The 23,887-nt window shown below is 34.3% G+C and carries 21 protein-coding genes; 11 read left to right on the forward strand and 10 right to left on the reverse strand.

The window, feature by feature from the left end; translation table 11 throughout:
* Window position 1: 1 nt before the first annotated feature.
* The 5 genes from ftsY to EZ428_RS23350 all read right to left on the reverse strand — a co-directional run bounded on the left by ftsY (window position 2) and on the right by EZ428_RS23350 (window position 2,313).
* Window positions 2-964 (reverse strand): signal recognition particle-docking protein FtsY, encoded by a 963-nt coding sequence (gene ftsY, locus EZ428_RS23330; RefSeq protein WP_131555757.1) that lies wholly within the window; start codon window positions 962-964, stop codon window positions 2-4.
* 72 nt (window positions 965-1,036) lie between these two features.
* Window positions 1,037-1,198, reverse strand: a complete 162-nt coding sequence (locus EZ428_RS23335; RefSeq protein ID WP_131555758.1) for a DUF4295 domain-containing protein — start codon at window positions 1,196-1,198, stop codon at window positions 1,037-1,039.
* Between the two features lie 69 nt (window positions 1,199-1,267).
* A complete protein-coding gene (gene rpmG, locus EZ428_RS23340) occupies window positions 1,268-1,450 on the reverse strand; it encodes a 50S ribosomal protein L33 (RefSeq protein ID WP_008242799.1) in 183 nt (60 codons plus the stop codon).
* Window positions 1,451-1,490: 40 nt separating this feature from the next.
* On the reverse strand, window positions 1,491-1,724 hold the full coding sequence (gene rpmB, locus EZ428_RS23345) for a 50S ribosomal protein L28 (RefSeq protein WP_131555759.1): 234 nt from the start codon (window positions 1,722-1,724) through the stop codon (window positions 1,491-1,493).
* Between the two features lie 91 nt (window positions 1,725-1,815).
* Window positions 1,816-2,313 (reverse strand): hypothetical protein, encoded by a 498-nt coding sequence (locus EZ428_RS23350; protein WP_131555760.1) that lies wholly within the window; start codon window positions 2,311-2,313, stop codon window positions 1,816-1,818.
* Between the two features lie 171 nt (window positions 2,314-2,484).
* Between EZ428_RS23350 and acs the strand changes: the two genes are divergently transcribed.
* Window positions 2,485-4,383 carry an acetate--CoA ligase gene (gene acs, locus EZ428_RS23355; protein WP_131555761.1) on the forward strand — a complete coding sequence of 633 codons (1,899 nt, stop codon included), beginning with the start codon at window positions 2,485-2,487 and terminating at the stop codon, window positions 4,381-4,383.
* Between the two features lie 178 nt (window positions 4,384-4,561).
* Here the strand turns inward: acs and EZ428_RS23360 are convergent, their stop codons facing one another.
* The gene (locus tag EZ428_RS23360) at window positions 4,562-5,224 is read right to left on the reverse strand and encodes a hypothetical protein (protein ID WP_131555762.1); all 663 of its coding nucleotides are present in this window, start codon (window positions 5,222-5,224) and stop codon (window positions 4,562-4,564) included.
* Between the two features lie 121 nt (window positions 5,225-5,345).
* On the opposite strand from EZ428_RS23360, the gene EZ428_RS23365 reads away from it, so the two are divergent.
* Both EZ428_RS23365 and EZ428_RS23370 read left to right on the forward strand, forming a co-directional pair.
* The gene (locus EZ428_RS23365) at window positions 5,346-5,531 is read left to right on the forward strand and encodes a CsbD family protein (RefSeq protein ID WP_131555763.1); all 186 of its coding nucleotides are present in this window, start codon (window positions 5,346-5,348) and stop codon (window positions 5,529-5,531) included.
* A 61-nt stretch (window positions 5,532-5,592) separates the two neighbouring features.
* Window positions 5,593-6,645, forward strand: coding sequence for a glycoside hydrolase family 130 protein (locus EZ428_RS23370; protein ID WP_131555764.1), 1,053 nt, complete (start codon window positions 5,593-5,595; stop codon window positions 6,643-6,645).
* On the opposite strand, the gene EZ428_RS23375 is transcribed toward EZ428_RS23370, so the two are convergent.
* From EZ428_RS23375 to EZ428_RS23390, 4 genes are all read right to left on the reverse strand, one after another.
* On the reverse strand, window positions 6,642-6,932 hold the full coding sequence (locus EZ428_RS23375) for a hypothetical protein (RefSeq protein ID WP_165501857.1): 291 nt from the start codon (window positions 6,930-6,932) through the stop codon (window positions 6,642-6,644). The two genes, EZ428_RS23370 and EZ428_RS23375, sit on opposite strands and share 4 nt — an antisense overlap.
* A complete protein-coding gene (locus EZ428_RS23380) occupies window positions 6,907-9,024 on the reverse strand; it encodes a hypothetical protein (protein WP_131555766.1) in 2,118 nt (705 codons plus the stop codon). Before EZ428_RS23380 ends, EZ428_RS23375 begins: the two co-directional genes overlap by 26 nt.
* A 29-nt stretch (window positions 9,025-9,053) precedes the next feature.
* Window positions 9,054-11,447 carry a hypothetical protein gene (locus EZ428_RS23385; protein ID WP_131555767.1) on the reverse strand — a complete coding sequence of 798 codons (2,394 nt, stop codon included), beginning with the start codon at window positions 11,445-11,447 and terminating at the stop codon, window positions 9,054-9,056.
* Between the two features lie 281 nt (window positions 11,448-11,728).
* Window positions 11,729-14,662, reverse strand: a complete 2,934-nt coding sequence (locus tag EZ428_RS23390) for a M16 family metallopeptidase (protein ID WP_131555768.1) — start codon at window positions 14,660-14,662, stop codon at window positions 11,729-11,731.
* Between the two features lie 320 nt (window positions 14,663-14,982).
* Between EZ428_RS23390 and surE the strand changes: the two genes are divergently transcribed.
* The 8 genes from surE (at window position 14,983) to EZ428_RS23425 (ending at window position 23,882) form a co-directional block, all read left to right on the forward strand.
* Window positions 14,983-15,822, forward strand: coding sequence for a 5'/3'-nucleotidase SurE (gene surE / locus EZ428_RS23395; protein ID WP_131555769.1), 840 nt, complete (start codon window positions 14,983-14,985; stop codon window positions 15,820-15,822).
* A 5-nt stretch (window positions 15,823-15,827) separates the two neighbouring features.
* The gene (locus EZ428_RS23400; protein ID WP_225871151.1) at window positions 15,828-16,097 is read left to right on the forward strand and encodes a stationary phase survival protein SurE; all 270 of its coding nucleotides are present in this window, start codon (window positions 15,828-15,830) and stop codon (window positions 16,095-16,097) included.
* A 107-nt stretch (window positions 16,098-16,204) separates the two neighbouring features.
* On the forward strand, window positions 16,205-17,323 hold the full coding sequence (gene lpxB, locus EZ428_RS23405; protein WP_131555771.1) for a lipid-A-disaccharide synthase: 1,119 nt from the start codon (window positions 16,205-16,207) through the stop codon (window positions 17,321-17,323).
* A 6-nt stretch (window positions 17,324-17,329) separates the two neighbouring features.
* Complete coding sequence (locus EZ428_RS23410) at window positions 17,330-18,334, forward strand: LacI family DNA-binding transcriptional regulator (RefSeq protein WP_131555772.1); 1,005 nt, start codon at window positions 17,330-17,332, stop codon at window positions 18,332-18,334.
* A gap of 23 nt (window positions 18,335-18,357) precedes the next feature.
* On the forward strand, window positions 18,358-19,452 hold the full coding sequence (locus EZ428_RS23415) for a formylglycine-generating enzyme family protein (RefSeq protein ID WP_131555773.1): 1,095 nt from the start codon (window positions 18,358-18,360) through the stop codon (window positions 19,450-19,452).
* A gap of 435 nt (window positions 19,453-19,887) precedes the next feature.
* Window positions 19,888-20,019, forward strand: coding sequence for a hypothetical protein (locus EZ428_RS24300; protein WP_262711807.1), 132 nt, complete (start codon window positions 19,888-19,890; stop codon window positions 20,017-20,019).
* 10 nt (window positions 20,020-20,029) lie between these two features.
* Window positions 20,030-20,590 carry a discoidin domain-containing protein gene (locus EZ428_RS23420; RefSeq protein WP_131555774.1) on the forward strand — a complete coding sequence of 187 codons (561 nt, stop codon included), beginning with the start codon at window positions 20,030-20,032 and terminating at the stop codon, window positions 20,588-20,590.
* Between the two features lie 88 nt (window positions 20,591-20,678).
* On the forward strand, window positions 20,679-23,882 hold the full coding sequence (locus tag EZ428_RS23425; protein ID WP_131555775.1) for a SusC/RagA family TonB-linked outer membrane protein: 3,204 nt from the start codon (window positions 20,679-20,681) through the stop codon (window positions 23,880-23,882).
* Window positions 23,883-23,887 lie beyond the last annotated feature (5 nt).

Below are 23,887 nucleotides of genomic sequence, written 5' to 3' on the forward strand. Positions count from 1 at the left end.
ATTAATTGAATAAAGAATTGACGAAATCTTTTTTATCGAACAATTGCAAATCGTCCACTTTTTCGCCAACACCAATATATTTTACGGGAATTTTAAATTGATCAGAAATACCAATTACAACACCACCTTTAGCGGTACCATCTAATTTTGTAATGGCAAGTGCGTTCACGTCAGTAGCTTCGGTAAATTGCTTGCACTGCTCAAATGCATTTTGACCAGTTGAGCCATCTAACACTAACAAAATTTCGTGAGGTGCATTTGGAATTACCTTTTGCATTACACTTTTAATCTTCCCTAGTTCATTCATCAGGCCAATTTTATTATGTAAACGACCAGCAGTATCAATAATCACGACATCTTCTTTATTGGCAACTGCAGACTGTAAAGTGTCAAAAGCAACAGATGCTGGGTCTGAACCCATTGCTTGTGCAACAACCCTAACGCCAACACGTTCACCCCAAAGTTTAATTTGCTCTACAGCAGCAGCTCTAAAAGTATCAGCTGCGCCAAGCACAACATTCAAACCTTCTCCTTTAAGTTTATGAGCAAGTTTACCAATGGTAGTTGTTTTTCCCACTCCATTAACCCCAACTACCATGATCACATAAGGTTTATGATCTCCGTATTCGAAGTTTCTAAAATCATTACTATTGTTTTCAGCCAGTAAAAGCTGAATTTCATCACGTAGTAGATGATTTAACTCAGAAGTAGATAAATATTTATCTTTTGCAACACGAGCCTGTATGCGATCTATGATTTTTAACGTAGTGGTAACGCCGACATCAGAAGTTACTAATACTTCTTCAAGGTTATCTAATACATCATCATCAACTGTAGATTTACCAGCAACAGCTTTTGTGATTTTACTTAAAAAACCTTCTTTAGTTTTTTCTAAACCTTTATCTAAAGCTTCTTGAGCTTCAGGAGCAGTTTCTTTTTTCTTAAAAAAATCGAATAAACCCATAGAATGATAATAAAATAAAAAAGCCCTTCCGTTAAATACGGAACGGCTTTTATGCTATACGTGAATTAGCTATTACTTGCTGATACCAGCAATCGCATCTTTAACGTGATCGTTATGTACAATGATTTCTTTAAAAGAATAAGCACCAGTTTTTGGTGATTTATTCATTGTGATAACTTTTGAATATTCTTTTCCTGTACCCGTTTTTAGGGTTGCAACTACTTTCTTAGCCATGTCTTTATAATTTTAAATGATTAGCGATAGATTGATAGAATTAAACTTTCTATCCTTAAATCTTTAACCTTATTTAATTTCTTTATGTACGGTTACTTTTTTCAATACTGGATTGAATTTTTTCAATTCTAAACGCTCAGTAGTGTTTTTACGGTTTTTTGTAGAAATGTATCTAGACATACCTGGCATACCGCTAGTTTTATGTTCTGTACATTCTAGAATAACTTGTACTCTGTTACCTTTTTTTGCCATTTTATTATTTTTTTATGCCGATTAATCGACAAAATGTTATTTACAAATATCCTTTTTTCATGAAGCGGTTAAGAGCCTCAGAAATACCAATTTTATTAATGGTTTTAATAGCTGAAGTTGACACTTTTAGTGTAATCCAAGTATTATCCTCAGGAATATAAAATTTCTGAAGTTGAAGGTTAGGATAAAATTTACGTTTCGTTTTAACGTTCGAGTGAGAAACATTAAATCCCGACATCGCCATTTTTCCGGTTAAATCACAAACTCTTGACATGACTTTATTATTATGTTGATTATTTTGCTACTTAATTTTTTTAAGAGTGTGCAAATATCAGAATTATTTTTGTAAACATCAAGAGTGATTGCTAATTATTTTTTAATTCTATTCCAATATTCCATTCGCCTGCTTCAGTTAACTCTAAATCTATGTGTTCCTTGCCACTATGAAGTTTAAGGCGGAGCGGAAACTCTATATCTGTTAGCTTGAATAAGTTTCTTACATTGGTGTCTTTGCTCATTTTAATATCCGTATATTTTCCTGTTAAAATGTCGATCTTGTCAAAAATGGGTACAGAACCATCTTCTGTATATTTTCTATTACTTTGCAGTATATTTCCTTGTATTCCATTTGAACTTGGAATTGGCGTAGGAAACCCAAATCGGAAATACACAATGTTTTCTTTTGCTTTTTTAGTTTTATTGAAATTTACGCTTTGAATGTTTTCACTTTTTGAAAAAAGAAAATAGTTTTTGCCTTTTTTTAAGGTGTCAGATTGATGATAAGTATGTCTATTAACATTTTTTGCAGTTGACGTTAATGAAAAAGTAAATAAGGCGATAGAAAAAAAAAGGAAAATTCTCATTAGATTCTTTTAATTATTAGAATAAGCAAATATAACGTTTGAAAGATGTTTTAGTATATTATATTAAATATTCTAGAAACAATGAATATTTGATGCAATTTGAAAACCTTAATCAATTATAATTTTTTAAATTAGCCAACTTCTAAATAAAAAATTTATTCAAGCCAAAAAATGCAAATAACATCCTTTGAACAATATCAAGAAGTATACCAACAGAGTGTAAATGAGCCTGAACAATTTTGGGGCAGCATAGCTGAAAATTTTGTATGGAAAAAGAAATGGGACAATGTTCTTTCTTGGAACTTTACTGAACCAAATATTAAATGGTTTGAAGGCGCCAAGTTAAATATAACCGAAAATTGTTTAGATAGGCATTTATTAACTGATGGTGATAAACCAGCAATAATATGGGAGCCAAATAGTCCTGAGGATGATAGCGTAACACTTACCTATAAAATGTTGCATGAGCAAGTTTGTCGCTTTGCGAATGTTTTAAAAAGAAATGGAGCTCAAAAAGGCGATCGTATTTGTATTTATATGCCAATGGTGCCTGAGTTGGCAATAGCGGTTTTAGCTTGTGCAAGAATTGGTGCTGTACATTCAGTTGTTTTTGGTGGCTTTTCTGCAAAATCTATTGCTGATAGAATTAATGATGCTGCTTGTAAGTTGGTAATTACTGCGGATGGTGCTTATCGTGGTAACAAACAAATTCCATTAAAGGATGTAATTGATGATGCTTTAATAGGTTGCTCGACGGTTGAAAAATGTATTGTGTTAACTCATGTGCGCACACCTGTATCTATGCTTAAAGGAAGAGATGTTTGGTGGGAAGACGAAGTGAAGCATGTTAATAATGTTTGTGAAGCTGAGGAAATGGATGCTGAGGATTTATTGTTCATTTTATATACTTCAGGTTCTACTGGAAAGCCAAAAGGCGTGGTGCATACTTGTGGAGGGTACATGGTTTATGCTGGTTATACTTTCTCAAATGTGTTTAACTATCAACCTGGTGAAGTATACTTTTGTACAGCTGATATTGGTTGGATAACTGGACACTCTTATATCGTTTATGGTCCGTTATCTCAAGGAGCAACATCATTAATATTCGAAGGAATTCCAACATTCCCAACTCCATCAAGGTTTTGGGATATTGTAGAAAAACATAAAGTAAATACATTATATACGGCTCCAACTGCTATTCGTTCGTTAATGGGCTTTGGAGATGAGCCCTTAGTAGGAAAAGATTTAAGTTCTATCCGTGTTTTAGGATCTGTGGGCGAGCCTATAAATGAAGAAGCTTGGCATTGGTTTGATGAGAAAATAGGGCATCAAAAAGCGCCAATTGTTGATACATGGTGGCAAACAGAAACTGGTGGCATTATGATTTCGCCAATTGCGACGGTTACACCAACTAAACCAAGTTTTGCAACTTTGCCATTACCTGGGATTCAGCCAATTTTGGTGGATGAAAATGGAAATGAGATTGAAGGAAATGGTGTTAACGGAAATTTATGTATTAAATTCCCTTGGCCCGGTATGCTGCGTACAACCTACGGTGATCATGAGAGGTGCAAACTAACTTATTTTTCAACTTATGAGAACCTTTATTTCACAGGTGACGGTTGCTTGCGTGACGAAGACGGCTATTATAGGATTACTGGCCGTGTAGATGATGTGTTAAATGTTTCTGGACATAGAATTGGCACGGCCGAAGTAGAAAACGCCATTAATATGCATGCGGGCGTAGTAGAAAGTGCAGTTGTAGGCTATCCTCATGATGTAAAAGGACAAGGTATTTATGCCTTTGTAATCTTTCCTGCTATGCATGGCGATGTGGAGTTAACTAAAAAGGATATTTTACAAACCGTTACTCGTGTAATTGGTGCAATTGCAAAGCCAGATAAAGTTTTATTTGTTTCTGGATTGCCAAAAACCAGATCGGGTAAAATTATGCGCCGCATTTTACGCAAAATAGCTGAAGGAGATATCTCTAATTTGGGAGATATTTCGACTTTGCTAGATCCGAATGTAGTACAAGAAATTATTGAACGAGCTTCAGAAAAAAAATAATAGAGAGGCACAAAAAGGTTTCAAAAATAAAAGAGCTTGTTTGCATTAGTAGACAAGCTCTTTTTACTAATAGTTAATTGCAAGTAAATTCAAATTTGGGTAGGATTTATATCTATTGTAATTTAAATAGCTTGTTAAACCTTTAATGCCTTTCGGTTAGTTAAGGAAACGGTTTTTGTTATTTTGTGGAGGATACTGAGAAAGAAAGTTTGCCTTCTGGTTCTTTATTGAAATGCTTGGTGTACCAATCCTTAAGTTCTATAGATTTAAACCTTTGCTCTCTGCTAACCCCTCTAATCAATCGCTTAGCAGATTTGGTACCATCTTCTCCATTTCTAGCTTGAAAAAGCACATAATCTACTAAAATTTTATCAGTGGGCTTTGGTCCTTTGTAGGCTAAAATGGAACCGTCTTTTCCAATAATAAAGGGTGCAGCGCTATTGTTTATTTCCAGTATTTTAAGGAAGCCCAATGAAGCTCCATCATCACCTAATTTATAAGAATTAGCAACCGTATCTGAGCCGATGTACAAATTGGCAAACACCACATCTGGGTATTTGGCAAAGCGTTCTTTTAGTTCTCTATACTCTTTTTGATGCGCATCGGGTCTATTGCCTTTGTTTTCCCATACATATAGGTAAACTGTTTTTCCGCTAAATAATTTGCTAAATGATTGACTGTTGCCTTTTCTTTCTAACATCTGTACGTTAGAAACGTTGGTATTGGTGTAGTCGTTGTAATCTTTTACGACCAGTTTTACTAGGCCTTTAACCATCATTGTGCAAGAACTAGCTATTAAACAAGTAGATAAAATAAGTAGGTAGGAGATTTTTTTTGTCATATTGAATAAGTGTTTTGTTTAAAGACGAACAAGATTTAAAAAAGGTTGCAAGCTTGCAAAACAATAACTTTTGTTAGCTGTTGTTCATACAATCAACCATTGTAAAACAAAAAACATAGCTATGGATAAGTTAGAATTAAAAGGTAAATGGAATGAAATCAAAGGGAAAGTTAAGCAAGCTTATGCAGATTTAACGGACGATGATTTAACACATGAAGAAGGTAAAGATGATGAGTTATTAGGGAAACTTCAGCAGAAAACTGGCAAAGGAAGGGATGAGTTAGTAAAATGGATTAATTCACTTTAATGAAGCATTATAAAAAATGAAGCGACTGCTATTGGCGGTCGCTTTTTTATTTAAACGAGTTATGAATATTGATATCGCTAATCGTTTTGCGCAAAACCCACTACTTTCTCCTTTAGCCTTAAAGCCAAGCAGGGAAGGTTTGGAAATTGCTTGTTTGCTTAATCCTGGTGTATTTACTTTTCAAGATAAAATTTGGCTGTTAATTAGGGTGGCAGAAAGACCGATGCAGAAGCCTGGAATAATTTCCTTCCCTATTTTAAAAGAGGGGGGAATAGAGGTTAGAACAATTGAAATAGACGATCCCGATTTAATAGCAAAAGATCCTAGGATTATTACTTATAAGGGCATTGATTACCTAACCACACTTTCTCATTTAAGATTGGTTTGTAGTGATGATGGCATTAATTTTTATGAGCCAGAAGGATATCCTTTATTACAGGGAGAGGGAGAAGATGAAACTTTTGGAGTTGAAGATTGCCGTATTTCTTTAATTGATGATACTTACTACTTAACTTTCACAGCAGTTTCCAGTCATGGCGTTGGTGTTGGTTTGCGAACAACAAAAGATTGGAAAAGCTTTCAGAAACATGGAATGGTTTTTCCTCCTCACAATAAGGATTGTGCCATTTTTGAAGAAAAAGTTAATGGTAAATTTTATGCACTGCATAGGCCAAGTAGTGTAGATTTAGGTGGTAATTATATTTGGATAGCTCAATCAACTGACGGCATACATTGGGGCAAACATAAATGTATAATTAAAACGCGTCAGCTTAAATGGGATAGTAAAAGAGTCGGCGCAGGTGCAGCACCAATTAAAACCGAAAAGGGTTGGTTAGCAATCTACCACGGCGCCAATGCCAATCATCAATATTGTCTAGGTGCATTTTTGATGGATTTAAATGATCCCAGTTTAGTTATTGCACAAACAGATGAGCCTATTATGCAACCGCAAGAAATGTATGAATTGGAAGGCTTTTTTGGGCAAGTTGTTTTTACAAACGGCCATATTGTTAAAGGTGATGAGCTGACCATTTATTATGGCGCTGCTGATGAATTTGTTTGTGGCGCAAAGTTTTCTATAAGCGAAATTCTTTCCTTGTTAATTTATGTTTAATTTGCTTTTACCTCAAAAAAATGTTCTCCGTAAACTACATCTTTATTGGTAATTCCCTGTACAACAATCCTGAATTTTCCAGTAATATCGCTGGTGTAAAAACTAATTTCTGCTTCTTTTTCTCCATTAAAAACAAGACCGTAATTCCAGTAAATGGTAGAGAAAAATGCAGGCTCTACCGGGTCTTTATAGTCACTTATATAAAATTCTTTTTCGGTATGGATGCTGTTTATGGTATAAAAACCATTTAAATTCTTGTCGTTACAATCTATGTAAGTTTGGGCCATAATTAGTAAAATAGGTTTTGCCAACAATTGGTGCAGTATTTCTTCCATCACCACCATGATTTCTACAATTTAAAATTTTGTTAAAGCATACGTAGTCTCCGCATTTATTGGCATTCCAAGCGTTGGGTTTTTCATTCTTTTTGGTGTTAATTACTACTTCTTTAAGCCGAATAGGTTTTTCTTTTGCATTAAGTACCATTTCACTATTGTTTATTAAAGTTAAGGGCAAAATGGCTTCATTGTTTGGTAAAACCTTAACCAGTGTTTTACTCAATGCTGTATAAGGATCATTTATTTTAATTGTATGTATTAACATCGCTTCAGCAGTTAAAAACGCATACATTTTTTCACCTTCTTCTACAATTATATCAACATTGTTGAGCTTAAATAAGCCTTCTTCATTTGTAGCTACTGATGTTGTTCTCCTATTGCCATAAAGCCCAACAGTAAGTGGTTTTGGGAGTTTTTTATTATCGTTTCTTGTAATAAAGCCACTAATTTTTAAGCTATCCATAGTAAGAGTAGTATCAGTTAACTTTACCGATAGTAAGTCTTGCCAAGTATATCTCCTCCAACCCTTTATTAATAAAATTTGCTCTAGGTAAATCTTGTCTTTATAGATAGACCCAGTTCCGTTTACAGGCAAATCTACTAACTCATTTTTTAGGTAAACATAACTTTCAATGTCATTGGTTTTTTTTAACTCCATCCTGTTAGCCTGCACGCAAGCTATAGAAACCACTGCATTTTCATCAATATCCATAAGCTTTAATTTTATGGATACTTTTTCCCTTTGGCTATAAATGTTTTTATCCGGTTCTATGTCAAGTTTCTCTTTCATGTCATGATGAGCAAAAAACATCCTTTCGGCTAAAGGTCTATTTAAACTATCTAAAATGGTTAAAGTGGTTAAGCCTTTTGGTACATCTGTAAGTGGAATTTTTAAAAGCTTAATTCTGCCTTCCATATCAAATGGGATGTTTAAAAACTCTTCTTTAAAATTATGAATAAGGATGTTTAATTTGCTTATTCCATTGTTTCTAACATAAATATTCAACGTGTCGATAACCAGAGCGTTTTGGATGTTAATTGTTAAACCTTTGTCTATCGCCTTTGGCAATGCATAACTGCTATCTATAAGGTTAGAATGTATTAATTTAACCGAGTAATTTACGCCAGGTTCTGGTATCAGCCTAAACTTACCCATGCCATAAGTAGAGGTTTCTATGGTGTCTATAACTAGGTTGTTTTTATATAAGTAAGCGTTTAAGGCAATCGGCATTTTTTGTTGATCTTTTACCTCCCAGCCAATTATACATGGCAAACCACTTATTAAATTTCCGCCCTCGGGGTAAAATTTCACATCAGCTTTGCTTTTTGGTTGAGGTATGGCCAAACTTATGAAACTGCTATCCTTCTCGTATTTAAGTTTTACATAAACATTAGGGTCGATTAGGTTTCCCTGCAAAGGTAAAGTCATTAAAAATTGACCCGATGCATCTGTTTTGGCTTTTTTTGTTAGGTTGCCATAGCGATAAATAATATTGGTGAGCTTGGGCAAAAAACGATTGTCTTTAGAGGTAACCGAGATCAGTACTCTTTGATTTTTACTTTCGTGCTGGTTCTCGGTAGCAATTTTTATACTCGCTTTAAAAGCAGGATCTATGTTTGTTTTTATGGTAATGGATTGATGAAATACTGCTTCGGGCAAACCATTGATCAGTTTATCGGTATAGACTAGAAAATGGTAGCTTCCAGTTAAAATAGAATCTGGAATATTGATGTTTCCAAAAGAGAAACCGTTTTCCATTAAAAACTTATCTTCTAACACTACGGTACTGTCTATGTTTCTTATCAGTGCAACTGCCATGATACTATGGTTGGCGATGGCAACTTTTGCTTCTTTAATTAAATAGCCTGTAAAATAGGCTGTTTCTTTATTGGCGTATATGTTTTTGTCGAAGTGTACAAATAGGTTGCTTGTTGGTTTCGCTTTAGCTAGCCATTCCATTTTATTAGCAAAATTTTCTTGTGCAGTAATAGATTTAAAGTGTACGCAAAAAAGAAAAAAAATAAGTAAGAAGCGCATCATTAAAGATATTGTTTTTAAGCTTAATTTTCTTATTTATTGGTTTTTACCTCTAGGAAATGTTCGTCGTAAATAACATCTTTATTGGTAACGCCTTGTACAATAATTCTAAATTTTCCAGTAATATCACTTGTGTAAAAACTAAGTTCTGTTTCTTTTTTATTGCTTAATACCATTCCATAATTCCAATAGATGGTAGAGAAAAAAGCAGGCTCTTGCGGGTCTTTATAATCACTAAAGTAAAATTCCTTGGGTTGATGAATGCCATTAAATTTTAGGAAATTTTCATCTACACCTAAACCAGCCCTACATTCTTGGTAAATCATTGAAATGCCATTTGTCATATATGACCTGCCGGCAACTGGCTGGGTATTTTCTGGGTCTCCTGGATGGTTTCGACAGTTTAAAATATTATAGCGACATACATAATCTCCACAAGCATTACTGCCTGATGCACCTCTGTAACCTATTCCATTATCTTTTCTACCCTTTATCACTACTTCTTTTAATCTAATTGCTTTTTCATTCCCTTTTAATACTAGCTCTGCATTATTAACAATTGTAGATGGAAGCACAGGGTTGTCAAAAACTAGCGACCTGCTTAGTTTTTCATCCATTTTTAAAAATTGGTCGTTGATTTGAAACTTATAATCAAACTTATTCTTGTCATTAATAAAAAGAAGGCTTTTTTTGCCTTGCTCTAAAATAAGGTCGTCTACATTAAAATTAAATTTGCCTTTATCAGAGGTGTTTATTAATCTTATCTTATTGTCTCCAAATGCACCAATGGTAACGGGTTTTATAAGCTCTTTTTTAGACTTTGTTATAGAACCCAACATTTGTAAACTATCTTTTTTGTAAATAGTGTCATTTGCTGTTGTGGCTTGTAAATCCTGCCAAGTATATTTCCTCCAGCCTTTTACCAATAAAACTTGTTCTAAATAATTAACATCCTTATAGGGCGTTCCTTTTAAAACAACTGGTAAAGCATTTAATTCACTTGTTAAATAAGTATAACTTTCTATGTCATTAATCTTTTTTGTCTCTAACCTATTATCTTGAATGCAAGCTATAGAAACTATACTTATGGTATCTGAATTTAATTTCAGTTTTAGGTTTACTTTTTCGCGTTGATTATATATTTGCTTGTCTGTACTCGTAATTATTTTTTCCTCATTGCTGTAATGGGCAAAAAACATTCGTTCGGCAAGTGGCCTGTTTAAACTGTCTAGAATAGTAAGTGTCATCAGTCCCTTAGGTACTTCATCAAGTGGTATTTTTATCATCCTTCTATTTGTTTCCATATCAAATGGGATGCTTGAAAAGATTTGTCGAAAGTTGTGTAGGAGGAAATTTAGATTTTTTGTTCCAGTGCTTTTAATAGATAGAGACAAGGTGTCTTTAACGATTGCACTTTTTAAATTAAGCACAAAACCCTTTTCTATCGCCTTTGGCAAATAATAAATACTGTCTGCCAGACCAGAATGAATTAGCTTGATGCTATAAATTGATTCTCTTTTTGGCAGTAATAGAAATTTACCAATGCCATAACTACTTGTTTCGACGGTATCTATCACTTCGTTATTTTCATATAAAAAAGCTTTAACCGCTACTGGCATTTTTTGCTGATCTTTAACTTCCCAACCTATATTTGATGATAAGCCTAATACTAGATTCCCACCTTCTGGATAAAATTTTACAGAAGCCTTATTCTGCTTTAAGGGTAGTGTCAAATTTAGGTAGCTGCTGTCTTTATCATTTTTTAGTTTAACGTATAAGCTTGGGTCAGTTAAATTAGATTGTTCGGGTAAACTAATGAGTAATTGACCAGATGGATCTGTTTTTGTCTTCTTAGATAAATTACCGTATTTATAATTTATTTGAATAGGTTTTGGTAAAAACCGATTGTCTTTAGTGGTTACTGCTAGTAAAACCTGATGATTCTTGCTGATTTCATTTGTGTCATCTAAAACTTTTAATGAGGCTTTAAACGCTGGGTCTATATTAGTTTTAATGGTAATTGGTTGGTTAAAGATGGCGCTTGGTGTGCCATTTATTACTTGGTCGGTGTAGGCAATAAAATGATAATTACCTGTAAGAATAGAGTCTGGCAAAGTAATACTGCCAAAAGACAAACCTTTGCCCATTACAAACTTATCTTGAATTATAATAGTGCTATCTAAATCTCTAATGAGGCACACCGACATCAACTGGTGATTGTTTACCTTCCTCTTTCCTTCTTTTATTAGGTAGCCTGTGAAATAAACAATCTCGTTATTGGTGTAAACATTTTTGTCAAAATGAACAAAAAAATTACTAGCGGATTTTGTTTTTGCTAACCAGTCCATCTTTTGCTCAATAGAATCTTGTGCAAAAACAGGTCTAAAGCCTAAGCAAAGAAGAGATAGGAAGAGGATTAAGCGCATTTGATAAAGTTAATTGTTGAAGTTGAATTATCAAGTCGCTAAGTCTTAATTCTTTAATTTTAGAAATGCTATTGGTTTGGTAGGGGTTTTATGCACAAGCTTAAATTAAATAAACTAATGGTAGTGAGTATGATCCCGATTCTTTATCAGAGAAGTAAAGCAAATAGCAGGACTAAACTGGCCCATTTTGCACCAACATTGCTTTACAAAAAAAGCGGCCTCCGTTTTCGAAAGCCGCTGAATTGACAATTGTCGTTTACCTTTGTTCTTTAATCTTTAACTTAATATCCGAATAATTGCTCTAGAGTTAAAGTTGTTACAGTGCCAAACTTCTGCATATCTTCTTGTTTTACTTTTTTATCTGAAGCTACAATTAGATAAGTATATGGTTTGTTAGCTACTTTTTGAGTGTGAAAATCTTTAATGCTTGCAAAATTAATCGGTTTTAATTCTTTATATAAATCAATTCTAGAATCATAATCGTAACCTAATTTTTTATCTGCAAAATATTGAAAGAAAACACCATCCTTAGTTATACGGGTTGTTTCTATGTTGTTTACAACATTAGATTTCGCATTGTCAAATGACTTATCACTTTGTGGTAAAACATTCAATAGTTCGTTCATTCCATTAACTGCATCTGTCATTTTATCTGCTTGGCTACCCACATAAGCAATCATGCTGTATTGTTTGTCTGCCTTATCTGGAGAAACGTATTGCGCAAATGTAGAATAAGCCAAAGCTTTAGATTCTCTAATGGTTTGGAATACAATTGAACCCATTCCTCCACCAAAATAACTATTGAATACTTCGATGTTTGCAGCATCTGTTTTATTGTATAAGCCAGTATTTCTTAACCATCTAATCTCAGACTGAACCATTTCATAATTTGCAAAATAGACTTGGTTGGCAGTTTGAGTAGTGTAAGTGTAAACTTTTGCTGGTGCTGCTGGAGTAAATTCTTTTGGCATTAAATGTACCTTTTTTAGGTCTGCGCTAAAGCTTGCTAAATCTTTAGGTCCGTAATAAGTAACTACATGCTGGTAGTTGGTTAAGTTATGTATTAGAGAAATTAAATCTGCAGATTTGATATTTTTTACCTCATCATTAGTTAACACATTATTAAATGGATTAACACTTCCATACTGAGCATAAGAAGTTAAGCCATTCATAATTTGTCCTTTATTTAATTTATTGTTCTCACGGCTTTTTAAGATGGTTCCTTTTAAGTTTTCTAATGCTTTTTCATCAGCTTTGGCATTAGCTAAAACATGCTCAACCAAGCTAACTGCTTTATCAAAGTTTTCTTGTAAGCCGCTAATACTGATTGTGGTAACTTCAGCGCCAACACTTACGCTATAACTACAAGCTATGTCGTAAAATGCTTTACTTAATTCTTCTGCACTATATTTATCAGTGCCTAAGAATGTTAAGTATGTTGATGCATATGCTAATAATTTGTAATTGTTTGCGCCAATATTTACCCTATAACTCATTCTGAAAATAGAGTTCTCGTCATTTTTTGTAGTTAATACCTCAGCTAAGCCAACTTTGCCAAAAACGATGTCTTTTTTGTAATCTAAAAATTTAGGGGCAATAGGTTTTACTGGTGCGTCAATAATGCTCTTTACAAATGGAGAAGTTAAATTTCCATTGGCATTAATTGGTGTAATGGCAGGTTTTTCTACCTTAATGGTGTTTTTGTCTACGCCTTTATGTTTAAAACCTATTATATAATTGTCTTTGAAAAATGTATTTGCAAAGGCAACTAATTGAGCTTTGGTAATTTTTGAAGACGCATCAACTTCGCTTAAGTCTTTATCCCATTTTGTTCCTCTATTTAACACGAAACTTGTAGAAAGGCTTTCTGCTCTATTATTATTGCTATCAAAAGCTTGTAAGAAACTTAATTTTCTGTTTGCAACAATTGCTTTTAAAAGACCTTCGTCAAATTCACCCTTTTTCAATAAATCAATTTGCTCTAATAATAATTTCGATGCATCTTCTAAAGTTTGTCCGGTCCTTGGTTGGGTACTTAAGCTAAATACACCATAGTCTTTCATTTGCTGGTAGTTCGCTCCAGCTCTTAGCGTTTTTTGTTGCTTGTTTAGGTTAATATCAATTAAGCCAGCTTTCCCGTTTAATAAAATCTTTTCGATTATATTAAGCATGACACTTTGCGAAGAATTTTCTGGGTATCCACGGTAATAAATTTCTACCATTTCTGCAGCTGGACCATACACATCAACTTGTTGTATTTTAGTCAATGGTTTTTCTGGAGCAGGGTTGTAAAGTGTAACTGGTTTAGCAACCATGTAACTAAATGTTTTTTCAATCTTTTTAATCATTTCATCTGGATTAAAATCTCCAGTGAAAATTGCAGCCATATTATTGGGTACATAATATTTGTTGTAATAATTCCTTATTTCAACCAATGATGGGTTTTTTAAATGTTCAATTGTTCCAATGGTTGTCTGTTGACCATAGTTATGTGTAGGAAATAACAATTCCATCATGGCTTCATCCAATTTATTTGGATCGCTATCTAAACCACGATTCTTCTCTTCGTAAACTGCTTCTAGTTCTGTATGGAAAATACGGAAAATAGGTTTCCGGAAACGCTCTCCTTGTAATGCTAAAAATTTATCAACTGAGTTAGATGGAAAATCTTCGTTGTAAACAGTTTCTTCATACCAAGTGTGGGCATTAGACGAATTACCACCAATTCCGGCAATCATTTTATCATACTCATTAGCAATTGAGAAATTTGATGCTTCGCCAGAAGTTTTATCTATTTCTTTATAAATTTCTTTACGCTGAGCTGGATCGGTAGTTTTATTGTACTTTTCATAAAGCGCATCTATTTTATCTAAAAGTGGTTTTTCTTTTGCCCAATTTGCTGTTCCAAATTTATCGGTTCCCTTAAATAAAAGATGTTCTAAATAATGTGCTAAACCAGTGGCATTTTTTGGATCAGTATTACTGCCTGCTCTTACGCTCATGCGAAACTGGATGTTTGGTTCTTTCGTATTCGGAGAAAGAATAACTGTTAATCCATTTTTTAAAGTGTAAAAACGTGTTTTTGATGGATCGTTTGTTACATATTTATAGGTGTAACCTCCAGCAGTTGCAGTTTTCCACTGGTATGCGGATTGCGCCATTAAGTTGGTGCCTGTTATAAATAAACAGACAAATAGTAAAAGTTTTAGTTTCATTGATTCTATATGTTTTAGATTGACGAGGCTATCGAGCGATATATTTGCTTAAGATAGTTTTTTAATAATAAGTTATCTCAAATATAAGTGGATAGCGAACAGTTTCCTAAAAAATGAGCGAAAATATCTTTGAAATAGCCATCAAGACACAAAAGCGCAAAGTTGATGGATTTGTAAGCCATTTAATTTTGATTTTAGTATTAGGGGCCGTTTTTCAAATATTTAATTTTTTTTCATTTTTTAATGTTTGAGGTCTATATTGATATTTCTTCTTTGCGCTCTTTGCTTCTTTTGCGGTTAATTCTTATTATTTTTACCAAATGAATAAGGATGCCAAAAAACCAACAATTTTAGTTGTTAATGATGATGGAATAACTGCACTAGGAATTAAGAATTTAATTGAAGTAATGCAAGAAATAGGAAGGGTAGTGGTTGTTGCTCCTGATGGGCCACAATCTGGAATGGGACACGCCATCACCATTGGTAAACCTTTGCGTTTTGATAAAGTTGAATTATACCCAGGTGTGGAGATGTACAAATGCTCTGGTACACCAGTGGATTGTGTTAAATTGGCTGTTAACAAAGTTTTTAAAGGTAAAAAACCAGATTTATGCGTATCTGGAATTAATCATGGTTTAAATAACTCTATCAATGTGATTTATTCTGGAACCATGTCTGCAGCAGTAGAAGGTGCCATAGAAAAAATACCTTCAATAGGTTTTTCTTTAGATGATTTTGCCCAAGATGCAGATTTTAGTCATTGTAAAAAGTTCATTAAAATAATTGCATTACAGGTTCTTGCTAATGGTTTGCCAGAGGCGACATTATTGAATGTAAACTTCCCAAAAGGTGCTGATTTAAAAGGAATAAAAATTTGCCGACAAGCAAATGCAAAATGGGCAGAAGAGTTTGATGAACGAATAGACCCTTATAAACGACCTTATTATTGGCTAACAGGAGTTTTTGAAAATTATGATAAAGGTGAAGATACCGATGTTTGGGCCTTAGATCACGGTTACGTTTCGGTTGTTCCGGTTCAGTTCGATTTAACCGCTCATCACGCTATTCCTATTTTAAATGGATGGGATTTTGGCAAGGCTGATAGTTCAAAAACCACCATTCATAAAACTGCTGGGCCTGATGGTAATGGTTTAGGTTAATAATGATGGAAAAAATTAAAGCAATAAAAAACACAGTGTGGAGTGGTGTTGGTATTGGCGCTGTTGTACCACTTTTTCCTGGTGCTTTGGTTTGGTTTTTAATGCAAAAAGTTGTTGTGTTAAAAAAAGCAGATTTATTGTTGATTGGCTGCATTGCCTTAAATGCATTTTTGATGAATTACTTTTTTAAGCAAAATAAAGATAATGTTGCAAGAGGTATTATCAGTATTACCTTTTTGTGGGCATTTGCCTTTTTCTTTTATAAAGTCTTATAAATTATGGAAAATGTAAGATTTAGGGTGGCAAATGTTTGTGAACAAAACATTCAGTTTTTATATTTATACATCTTCCATCTTACCTTTTCCATCTTACATTTATAAATATGAAATACTATCTCGTAGCCGGAGAGGCATCCGGAGACTTGCACGGAGCTAATTTGATGAAAGCTTTAAAGATTGAAGATGCTGATGCAAACTTCAGGTATTTTGGCGGCGATAAAATGAAAGCTGAAGGCGGTGAGTTGGTAAAACATTATGCCGATATGGCTTTTATGGGTTTTACAGAAGTGATTTTAAATCTAAGAACCATATTTAAAAACTTAAAAGCTTGCAAAGCTGATATTTTAGCTCATCAGCCAGATGTTTTAATATTGATAGATTTTCCTGGTTTTAACCTTAAAATCGCTGAATTTGCTAAGCAACACAACATCAAAGTTTGCTATTATATCTCTCCAAAAATTTGGGCATGGAATCAAAAACGTGTTTTAAAAATTAAAAGAGATGTTGACCAAATGTTTTGCATCTTGCCCTTTGAAGTAGATTTCTATAAAAAATGGGGAATGGATGTTCACTATGTGGGTAATCCATTGTTAGATGAAAAAGCGCAGTTTTTGCCAGACTTAGCATTTAAAGAAAGTCAAGGTTTAACCGAGCAAAAAATTATTGCTTTACTACCCGGAAGCAGAAAACAAGAGATTGAGAGGCTACTACCAGATATGTTAAGTGTAACTGAGAGTTTCCTCGATTATCAATTTGTTATTGCTGCGGCGCCAACTTTTACAGCAGATTATTATAACCAGTTTATAGGCAGTAAAAAAGTAAGATTAGTTTTTTCGCAAACTTATAATCTGTTACACAATGCTCACGCTGGATTAGTGGCGTCTGGCACAGCGACACTTGAAACAGCGCTTTTTAAAATCCCTCAAGTTGTATTATATCGTGGTGGTGCAATTTCTGTTGGCATTGCCCGATTGGTTGTCAAAATTAGATTTATCTCATTAGTAAATCTAATAATGGATAGAAAAGTGGTAGATGAATTGATACAGGAAGACTGTAACGCACAGAAAATTATTTCAACCCTAAGCCCTCTTTTACAGGGAGATGTTAGAAATGAAATGCTTGCAGATTATAATGAATTAGGCAATAAAATGGGAATGGCAGGTGCATCTGAGAGAACAGCAAAATTGATAGTTAAATTTTTAACTTTACCATTAACGAATTAACAAAATATGAAAGCGCTTTCCATAAAAGATATTGCACTAAAAGCTAACGTATCCATAACAACAGTTTCTTTTATTATTAACGGCAAAGCGAAAGAGAAATCTATTAGCGATGCAGTTATAAAAAAAGTACAACAAATTATTATAGATAGTGGCTATAAACCTAATCAGATTGCTCGTAGTTTACGTACTGGCAATTCTAATATCATTGGGTTAATTATAGAGGATATTTCCAACTCTTTTTTCTCTCGAATAGCCAGATTAATTGAAGATAAAGCCTATAAAAAAGGATATAAAATCATTTATTCTAGTACCGAAAACAGTGTAGAAAAAGCACAAGAGCTAATTAATCTTTTCAAATCTCGAAAAGTTGATGCCTACATCATCTCCCCAATGAAAGGGATTGAGGAAGACATTCAAATTCTATTGAATGAAAATAAGCCAGTAATTTTTTTCGATAGAAATTTGCCTGAACTTAATACCAATTATGTAGGCGCCAATCACTTTGTGGCCTCATACCAAGCTATAGAAAGTTTTATTAAACAGGGTAAGCAGAAGATTGCTTTAGTTACCACAAACATAGATGTGCAACAAATTATTGAGCGTTTTGAGGGATATAAAAAAGCATTAATAGATTATGCCTTGCCTTTTGACGAAGAGTTGGTGTTAAGAATTCCTTTTAATCAACCTGAGGTGGATACGATTGCAGCAATCAAGCAATTACTTAAAAATAAAGACATCGATGCCATACTTTTCGCTACAAATTATTTGGCCATCAGTGGGCTAAGGGTCTTAAAGCAAACGGGTAAAAAGCTAGATGAGAATTTTGCTGTCATAGGTTACGATGACCACGAAGCCTTTGAATTACATACTCCAAGTATTTCGACCATTCAACAACCACTGGAAGAAATTGCCGAAACGATTATCAAGTTAATTTTGAATCAACTTTCGTCAAAAACAAAACTTCCCGATCAACAGATTATTATTCCTGCGAAATTAATTTTGCGAAATTAACATTAACGTAATAATATTTGCAAATGCCAGTGAATAATCGAATACTCACTTTAATTATATTTATATTTTTCTCTTCATGTACCAACGAAAAGAAAAAGGTGGCTAACACAGACTCGGCTTCTTGCGAAAGCAATTTGCCAAATCGTTTTGGTGTTGGGTTAGATACTACAAAAATTGTAAAAGGAAGAATTAACCATGATAACATGGTATTTATTCCAGCTGGAGAGTTTTTAATGGGTGCTAACGATAAAGAAGGTAGGGAAGATGAATATCCTCAACATTCAGTTAAGTTAAATTCTTTTTGGATAGATATAACTGAAGTTACAAATGTTAGTTTTGCCAAATTTGTAAAAGCAACGGGTTATGTTACAACGGCAGAGCGAAAACCAGATTGGGAAGAAATGAAAAAACAATTGCCAGTTGGTACGCCCAAGCCTCCAGATAGTGTTTTTGTTGCGGCATCCCTGGTTTTTTCTGCACCAAAACAAATAACGAATTTAAATGATGCTTCGCAATGGTGGGTTTGGAAAAAGGGAGCAGATTGGAAACATCCCCATGGACCCAATAGTAATACTGAAGGGAAAGATAATTATCCAGTTGTCCATATCTCATGGGATGACGCAATGGCTTATTGCCAATGGGCAGGAAAGCGACTGCCTACAGAAGCAGAATGGGAATATGCGAGTAGGGGAGGTCTAAAGAATTCATTATACCCTTGGGGAAATGAGGATATTGAAAAAGGAAAAACAAAAGCTAATACCTGGCAAGGAAATTTTCCTTTAAAAAACACAAATTGGGATAAGTTTAATGGGCTTGCTCCAATTAAAAAATTTGCACCAAATGGCTATGGCTTATATGATATGGCAGGGAATGTTTGGGAGTGGTGTAGCGATTGGTACAGACCTGATTATTACACAACAGGAAAGCAAATTAACCCGCAAGGACCTGCTGATAGCTATGATCCAATGGAGCCTACTGTTCCAAAAAGAGTGGTTAGGGGAGGATCTTTTATGTGCAATGCCTCTTATTGCAAGGGTTACCGTGTTACTTCACGAATGAAAACCTCTACAGATACCAGTTTAGAACATACTGGTTTTAGGTGTGTGAGCAGCAATTAATTTTTTGATTGTAAAATGCTTGTCACGATATTGTAAACACACAATATCTTTATTGTAACATTAAAATTACACAATCGTTTGATAATGACATAAAATATTTTAATTAATATTGAATTACTAAAACGTTTTAGTTTTTTGATAATTCCTGGACAAGTGGTTAGGAAGCATCAATTAACAAACTAAGTCAATGTAAATTTTACCGGTAATTATAGCAAGTTCAATTTACTAGGTTTTTTTGATAAATCGTTTTAGTTTAGTTGTATTAATATCCAAAAGACTGTATGAAATTGTCATGGACGATCTAGGGGAAATATCCATTCAATGGTATTTTAGGATTTTTTGAATAGAAACTAGCCTTTATATATAGAAAATTATAACCTCAAATAACAAAAACGTAAACCGAAAACTAAAACAACTATGATTAAAAAATTTACTATGCTCATTAAGTTAAAGCCATTGATAAAGCAGAGTACGATGAAAGTCAGTACCCTGTCTATGGCTAATCGTTCATCAATAAATGCACTTGCTGATGCCAAGAAAATAAGCTTAAACAACCAATCTATATAAACTATTAATTATGACTTTTTTAAAAATTGCAAAAGGAGCTGTTGGGCTGTGCGCCTCGATAGTTTTACTTAGTGGATGTCTCAAAGAAGATTACCCACACACTGAACTGTTTACCTGGAAAGCTAAAGTTGATGTGACCGACAAAGCTGCCCTTACAGTTAACCTAGAAAACTCAGCTGGTCCCTCTGGTGGAGAAGGGTCTGCTAAGGTAGTAGACAACAATTTTACTACCAAATTTCTCATCAATCCATACCAAAACACTTTGTACATGCAATTGGCTTTTCCTCAACCTCAGCAAGTTGCTTCATATACGTTAACATCTGGTGATGATGCTCCGGGAAGAGATCCAAAAGACTGGAAACTTAGTGGCTCTGTTGATGGCGCTACTTGGGTTGATTTAGACATTAAGACTGGAGAGGTTTTTTCGGGACGTAGATTAACAAGAACATTTAGTTTCAAAAACAAGGTCGCCTATAAGTTTTATCGCCTCAGCGTTACTGCTAATAACAACGATGCTTTATTTCAATTGACAGAATGGAGAGTTATAGAAGTGCCGGAAGAATTACAGTAGTATACTATTTATACTGTTTGATAAATGTGATTCCCATTCATCAATCTTATTAACTAACCAAAAACCATATTTTTTAAATAAACTAATTATGACAAAAAAAGATACATATTTAACCAAGCATACGCTCAGGTTTAAAAATGGTGGATTTATTGCAATGGCTTTAACGCTTGCTTTATGTGCCAGTTTTTATTCTTCTGCTATCGCTAGTCCTGTTAAACTGAACAGGGTTAATTCAATTAAAAATCTAAAATTTGATATTGTAATACGAGGCATTGTTAAAGATTCTACTGGTGCCGCGTTACCTGGTGCGGGTATTAAAGTTAAAGGACTTTCTACAAGTGTTGCAGCAGATGTTAATGGTGCATTTACAATTGCTGTTCCCGACCAAAATGCTGTATTGATAATAAAGTATGTTGGTTACGATACCCAAGAAGTTACTGTAGGTACTAAAACAAACATTGAAATTGTAATGAAAGAAACAGTTGGCTCAGATCTAAAAGAGGTAGCAATTGTTGGTTTCGGTACACAAAAGAAAGAAAGTTTAGTTGGTGCCCAGTCATCTGTAAATGCCGCAGAGCTTAGGCAACCAGTTTCTAGCATGAGCCAATTACTAGCTGGACGTATTCCAGGTGTAGTGAATGTGACAAGAAACGGAGAACCTGGAGCAACTGGATCTGATATCTTTATCCGTGGTATATCTTCATTAACCGCAGGTGATAGAGGTCCGCTTGTGATTATTGACGGTGTGCCAAACCGTAACCTAAATGACATTAGTGTTTATGATGTTGAAAATTTCACTGTTTTAAAAGATGCCGCCGCAACTGCTGTTTACGGTATTAGAGGTGCGAATGGTGTGATTTTAATTAATACAAAACAAGGTAAAATAGGTACGCCAAGGATTAATGTTGATTATTATGAAGGTGTGACTAGATTTACCAAAAGACCAGAATTAATAGATGGTGTTGACTATATGAATTTAGCTAATGAGGCTAAATACTCAGATTATATTCGTGGTGGAGCTGCTGGCGCTTTTACACCTGCTTATACAATTGATGCGATACAAAAAACCGCAGCAGGCACAGATCCAATTCTATACCCAAATGTAAATTGGTTCGATGCTATATATAAGGATTTTGGCAGAAATAGATCGGCTACGGCAAATTTATCTGGCGGTGTAAGTAATGCGAAGTACTATGTATCATTAGGTTATTACGGAGAAGATGGTTTGTTTAAAACTGATGAGGCGGTGAACTCTGCTGTAAAGCAAAACTTTAGTCGTTATAATATCAGTACCAATTTAAATTGGGATATAACAGGTACAACAAAGTTGGATTTAGGCATCAAGGGAATCTTATCCCAGTCAAACTACCCAAGTAATTTAGGTGCACAGGATATTTTTAACCAAGCATTTTTAATTAACCCTACCTCTTTCCCTATTCTATATCCAAACGGTAGCTTGCCGGGTATAAGTCCTCAGGCAGATCAGCGTAACCCTTATGGCGATATCACTAGAAATGGATATAGAATTGGTTACAATAATCAATTATATTCAAATCTTCGCTTAACACAAGATTTAAAAGAATTAACCCCAGGTTTGTCGGTTACTACCATGTTCTCTTTTGATATCAATAACAATAATGCGATTGCGAGAACCAAGAGAGAGACCTTATACAGAATAAATCCAACCGATCCATACATTGTTCCTGGTAATCCTGCATCTGGCTATAAATATGGCTTAATTTTGCAAGGTCAAGATTTCTTGAATTATGCAATTGGTAATGGTGGCGATAAGAAAATGTATTTTGAGGCAGCCATTAACTATAATCGTGTATTTGGTAAACATGCAGTGACTGGATTATTATTATATAATCAAAATGATAACACAACACCTTTTGCGGGGAATTTGACACTATCTCTTCCATACAGGTTGCAAGGTGTTGCCAGTCGCGCTACTTATGCGTATGATAACAAGTATTTCTTTGAATTAAACGTTGGTTATAATGGGTCGGAGAATTTTGCGCCGGATAAACGTTATGGATTTTTCCCTGCTATAGGTATTGGCTGGTTACTTTCTAACGAGAAGTTTTTTGAAAAGTTGAAGAATACTTTCCAAATGGTTAAATTCCGTTACTCTGATGGTATTGTAGGTAGTGGTGGTAGTGGTGGTGGTTATGCCGGTGCAGAAGGAGATCGTTTTTACTATCTAACTAAGGTTGGCTCTGCAAGCGGATATACATTTGGGCAAAATGGCAATATTTCTCCAGGCGGTTTAGGTGTAACGGCTTATGGTGTAGATGTTACTTGGGCTGAAACTCGCAAACAAGATCTAGGCTTCGAATTAAAAACATTGAATAACAATTTATCTTTAATTGTAGATTTCTTTAAAGAAAGAAGAGAAAATCAATTTATTAGCAGGGGAACAGTGCCAAATTATATCGGATTGGCTAACACGCCTATCGGTAATTTAGGTATTGTAGAAAATAGAGGTATTGATGGTACCATAACCTATGACGCCAAATTAGGAGGTGATTGGTCAATCAATTTGAGAGCCAATGCTACATTTAATAAAGACAAAGTAATAGAGAATGATCAGGCTCCAAAAGCTTTCCCTTGGTTAGAGCAAAGAGGAACCAATATTTTAGCATCTACACGTTTTGGTTATGTTGCCGAAAAATTATTCGAAAGTCAACAAGAAATTAACAGTAGCCCTACGCAGTTTGGTACATTAATGCCTGGAGATATCAAATACAAAGATTTAAATGGCGATGGTAGAATTGATTCATTTGATCAGCAAATTATTGGTAGGGGTGATATTCCTAGTACTACTTACGGTGCAGGTTTCTCGCTAACTTTTAAAAACTTCGATTTTGGTTTATTCTTCCAAGGACAACACAATGCAGACATCATTTTAGGAATTCCATCTTTCGCTAACTCTGGAGGTTTAGGTAACATGTTGGCAGTGGCTACCGACCGTTGGACTCCAGCCAATCCACGTCAAGATGCTGTTTACCCTCGTTTATCTTATGGTGGTACAAACAATAACAATTACCAGGCAAGTACTTGGTGGTTAAGAGATGTTAATTTTTTAAGGTTAAAAAATGCAGACTTCGGTTATACACTTAAAAATGGTATCAAATCATTAGGCGTTAAACGTTTAAGGATATATGCTATGGGTTATAACTTGCTTACGTTTAGCAAGTTCAAACTTTGGGACCCAGAATTATTAACAAATAATGGAACTAGATACCCCTTAACCAGTAACTACTCTTTAGGTTTAACCGCTAATTTTTAAAATTT

This window comes from Pedobacter frigiditerrae, assembly GCF_004331645.1.
In the GTDB taxonomy this organism is placed as follows: domain Bacteria; phylum Bacteroidota; class Bacteroidia; order Sphingobacteriales; family Sphingobacteriaceae; genus Pedobacter; species Pedobacter frigiditerrae.

Coding starts and splice junctions, on each gene's coding strand:
- ftsY (WP_131555757.1), bottom strand. CDS start 964: ATGGGTTTATTCGATTTTTTTAAGAAAAAAGAAACTGCTCCTGAAGCT.
- EZ428_RS23335 (WP_131555758.1), bottom strand. CDS start 1,198: ATGGCTAAGAAAGTAGTTGCAACCCTAAAAACGGGTACAGGAAAAGAA.
- rpmG (WP_008242799.1), bottom strand. CDS start 1,450: ATGGCAAAAAAAGGTAACAGAGTACAAGTTATTCTAGAATGTACAGAA.
- rpmB (WP_131555759.1), bottom strand. CDS start 1,724: ATGTCAAGAGTTTGTGATTTAACCGGAAAAATGGCGATGTCGGGATTT.
- EZ428_RS23350 (WP_131555760.1), bottom strand. CDS start 2,313: ATGAGAATTTTCCTTTTTTTTTCTATCGCCTTATTTACTTTTTCATTA.
- acs (WP_131555761.1), top strand. CDS start 2,485: ATGCAAATAACATCCTTTGAACAATATCAAGAAGTATACCAACAGAGT.
- EZ428_RS23360 (WP_131555762.1), bottom strand. CDS start 5,224: ATGACAAAAAAAATCTCCTACCTACTTATTTTATCTACTTGTTTAATA.
- EZ428_RS23365 (WP_131555763.1), top strand. CDS start 5,346: ATGGATAAGTTAGAATTAAAAGGTAAATGGAATGAAATCAAAGGGAAA.
- EZ428_RS23370 (WP_131555764.1), top strand. CDS start 5,593: ATGAATATTGATATCGCTAATCGTTTTGCGCAAAACCCACTACTTTCT.
- EZ428_RS23375 (WP_165501857.1), bottom strand. CDS start 6,932: ATGGCCCAAACTTACATAGATTGTAACGACAAGAATTTAAATGGTTTT.
- EZ428_RS23380 (WP_131555766.1), bottom strand. CDS start 9,024: ATGATGCGCTTCTTACTTATTTTTTTTCTTTTTTGCGTACACTTTAAA.
- EZ428_RS23385 (WP_131555767.1), bottom strand. CDS start 11,447: ATGCGCTTAATCCTCTTCCTATCTCTTCTTTGCTTAGGCTTTAGACCT.
- EZ428_RS23390 (WP_131555768.1), bottom strand. CDS start 14,662: ATGAAACTAAAACTTTTACTATTTGTCTGTTTATTTATAACAGGCACC.
- surE (WP_131555769.1), top strand. CDS start 14,983: ATGAATAAGGATGCCAAAAAACCAACAATTTTAGTTGTTAATGATGAT.
- EZ428_RS23400 (WP_225871151.1), top strand. CDS start 15,828: ATGGAAAAAATTAAAGCAATAAAAAACACAGTGTGGAGTGGTGTTGGT.
- lpxB (WP_131555771.1), top strand. CDS start 16,205: ATGAAATACTATCTCGTAGCCGGAGAGGCATCCGGAGACTTGCACGGA.
- EZ428_RS23410 (WP_131555772.1), top strand. CDS start 17,330: ATGAAAGCGCTTTCCATAAAAGATATTGCACTAAAAGCTAACGTATCC.
- EZ428_RS23415 (WP_131555773.1), top strand. CDS start 18,358: ATGCCAGTGAATAATCGAATACTCACTTTAATTATATTTATATTTTTC.
- EZ428_RS24300 (WP_262711807.1), top strand. CDS start 19,888: ATGCTCATTAAGTTAAAGCCATTGATAAAGCAGAGTACGATGAAAGTC.
- EZ428_RS23420 (WP_131555774.1), top strand. CDS start 20,030: ATGACTTTTTTAAAAATTGCAAAAGGAGCTGTTGGGCTGTGCGCCTCG.
- EZ428_RS23425 (WP_131555775.1), top strand. CDS start 20,679: ATGACAAAAAAAGATACATATTTAACCAAGCATACGCTCAGGTTTAAA.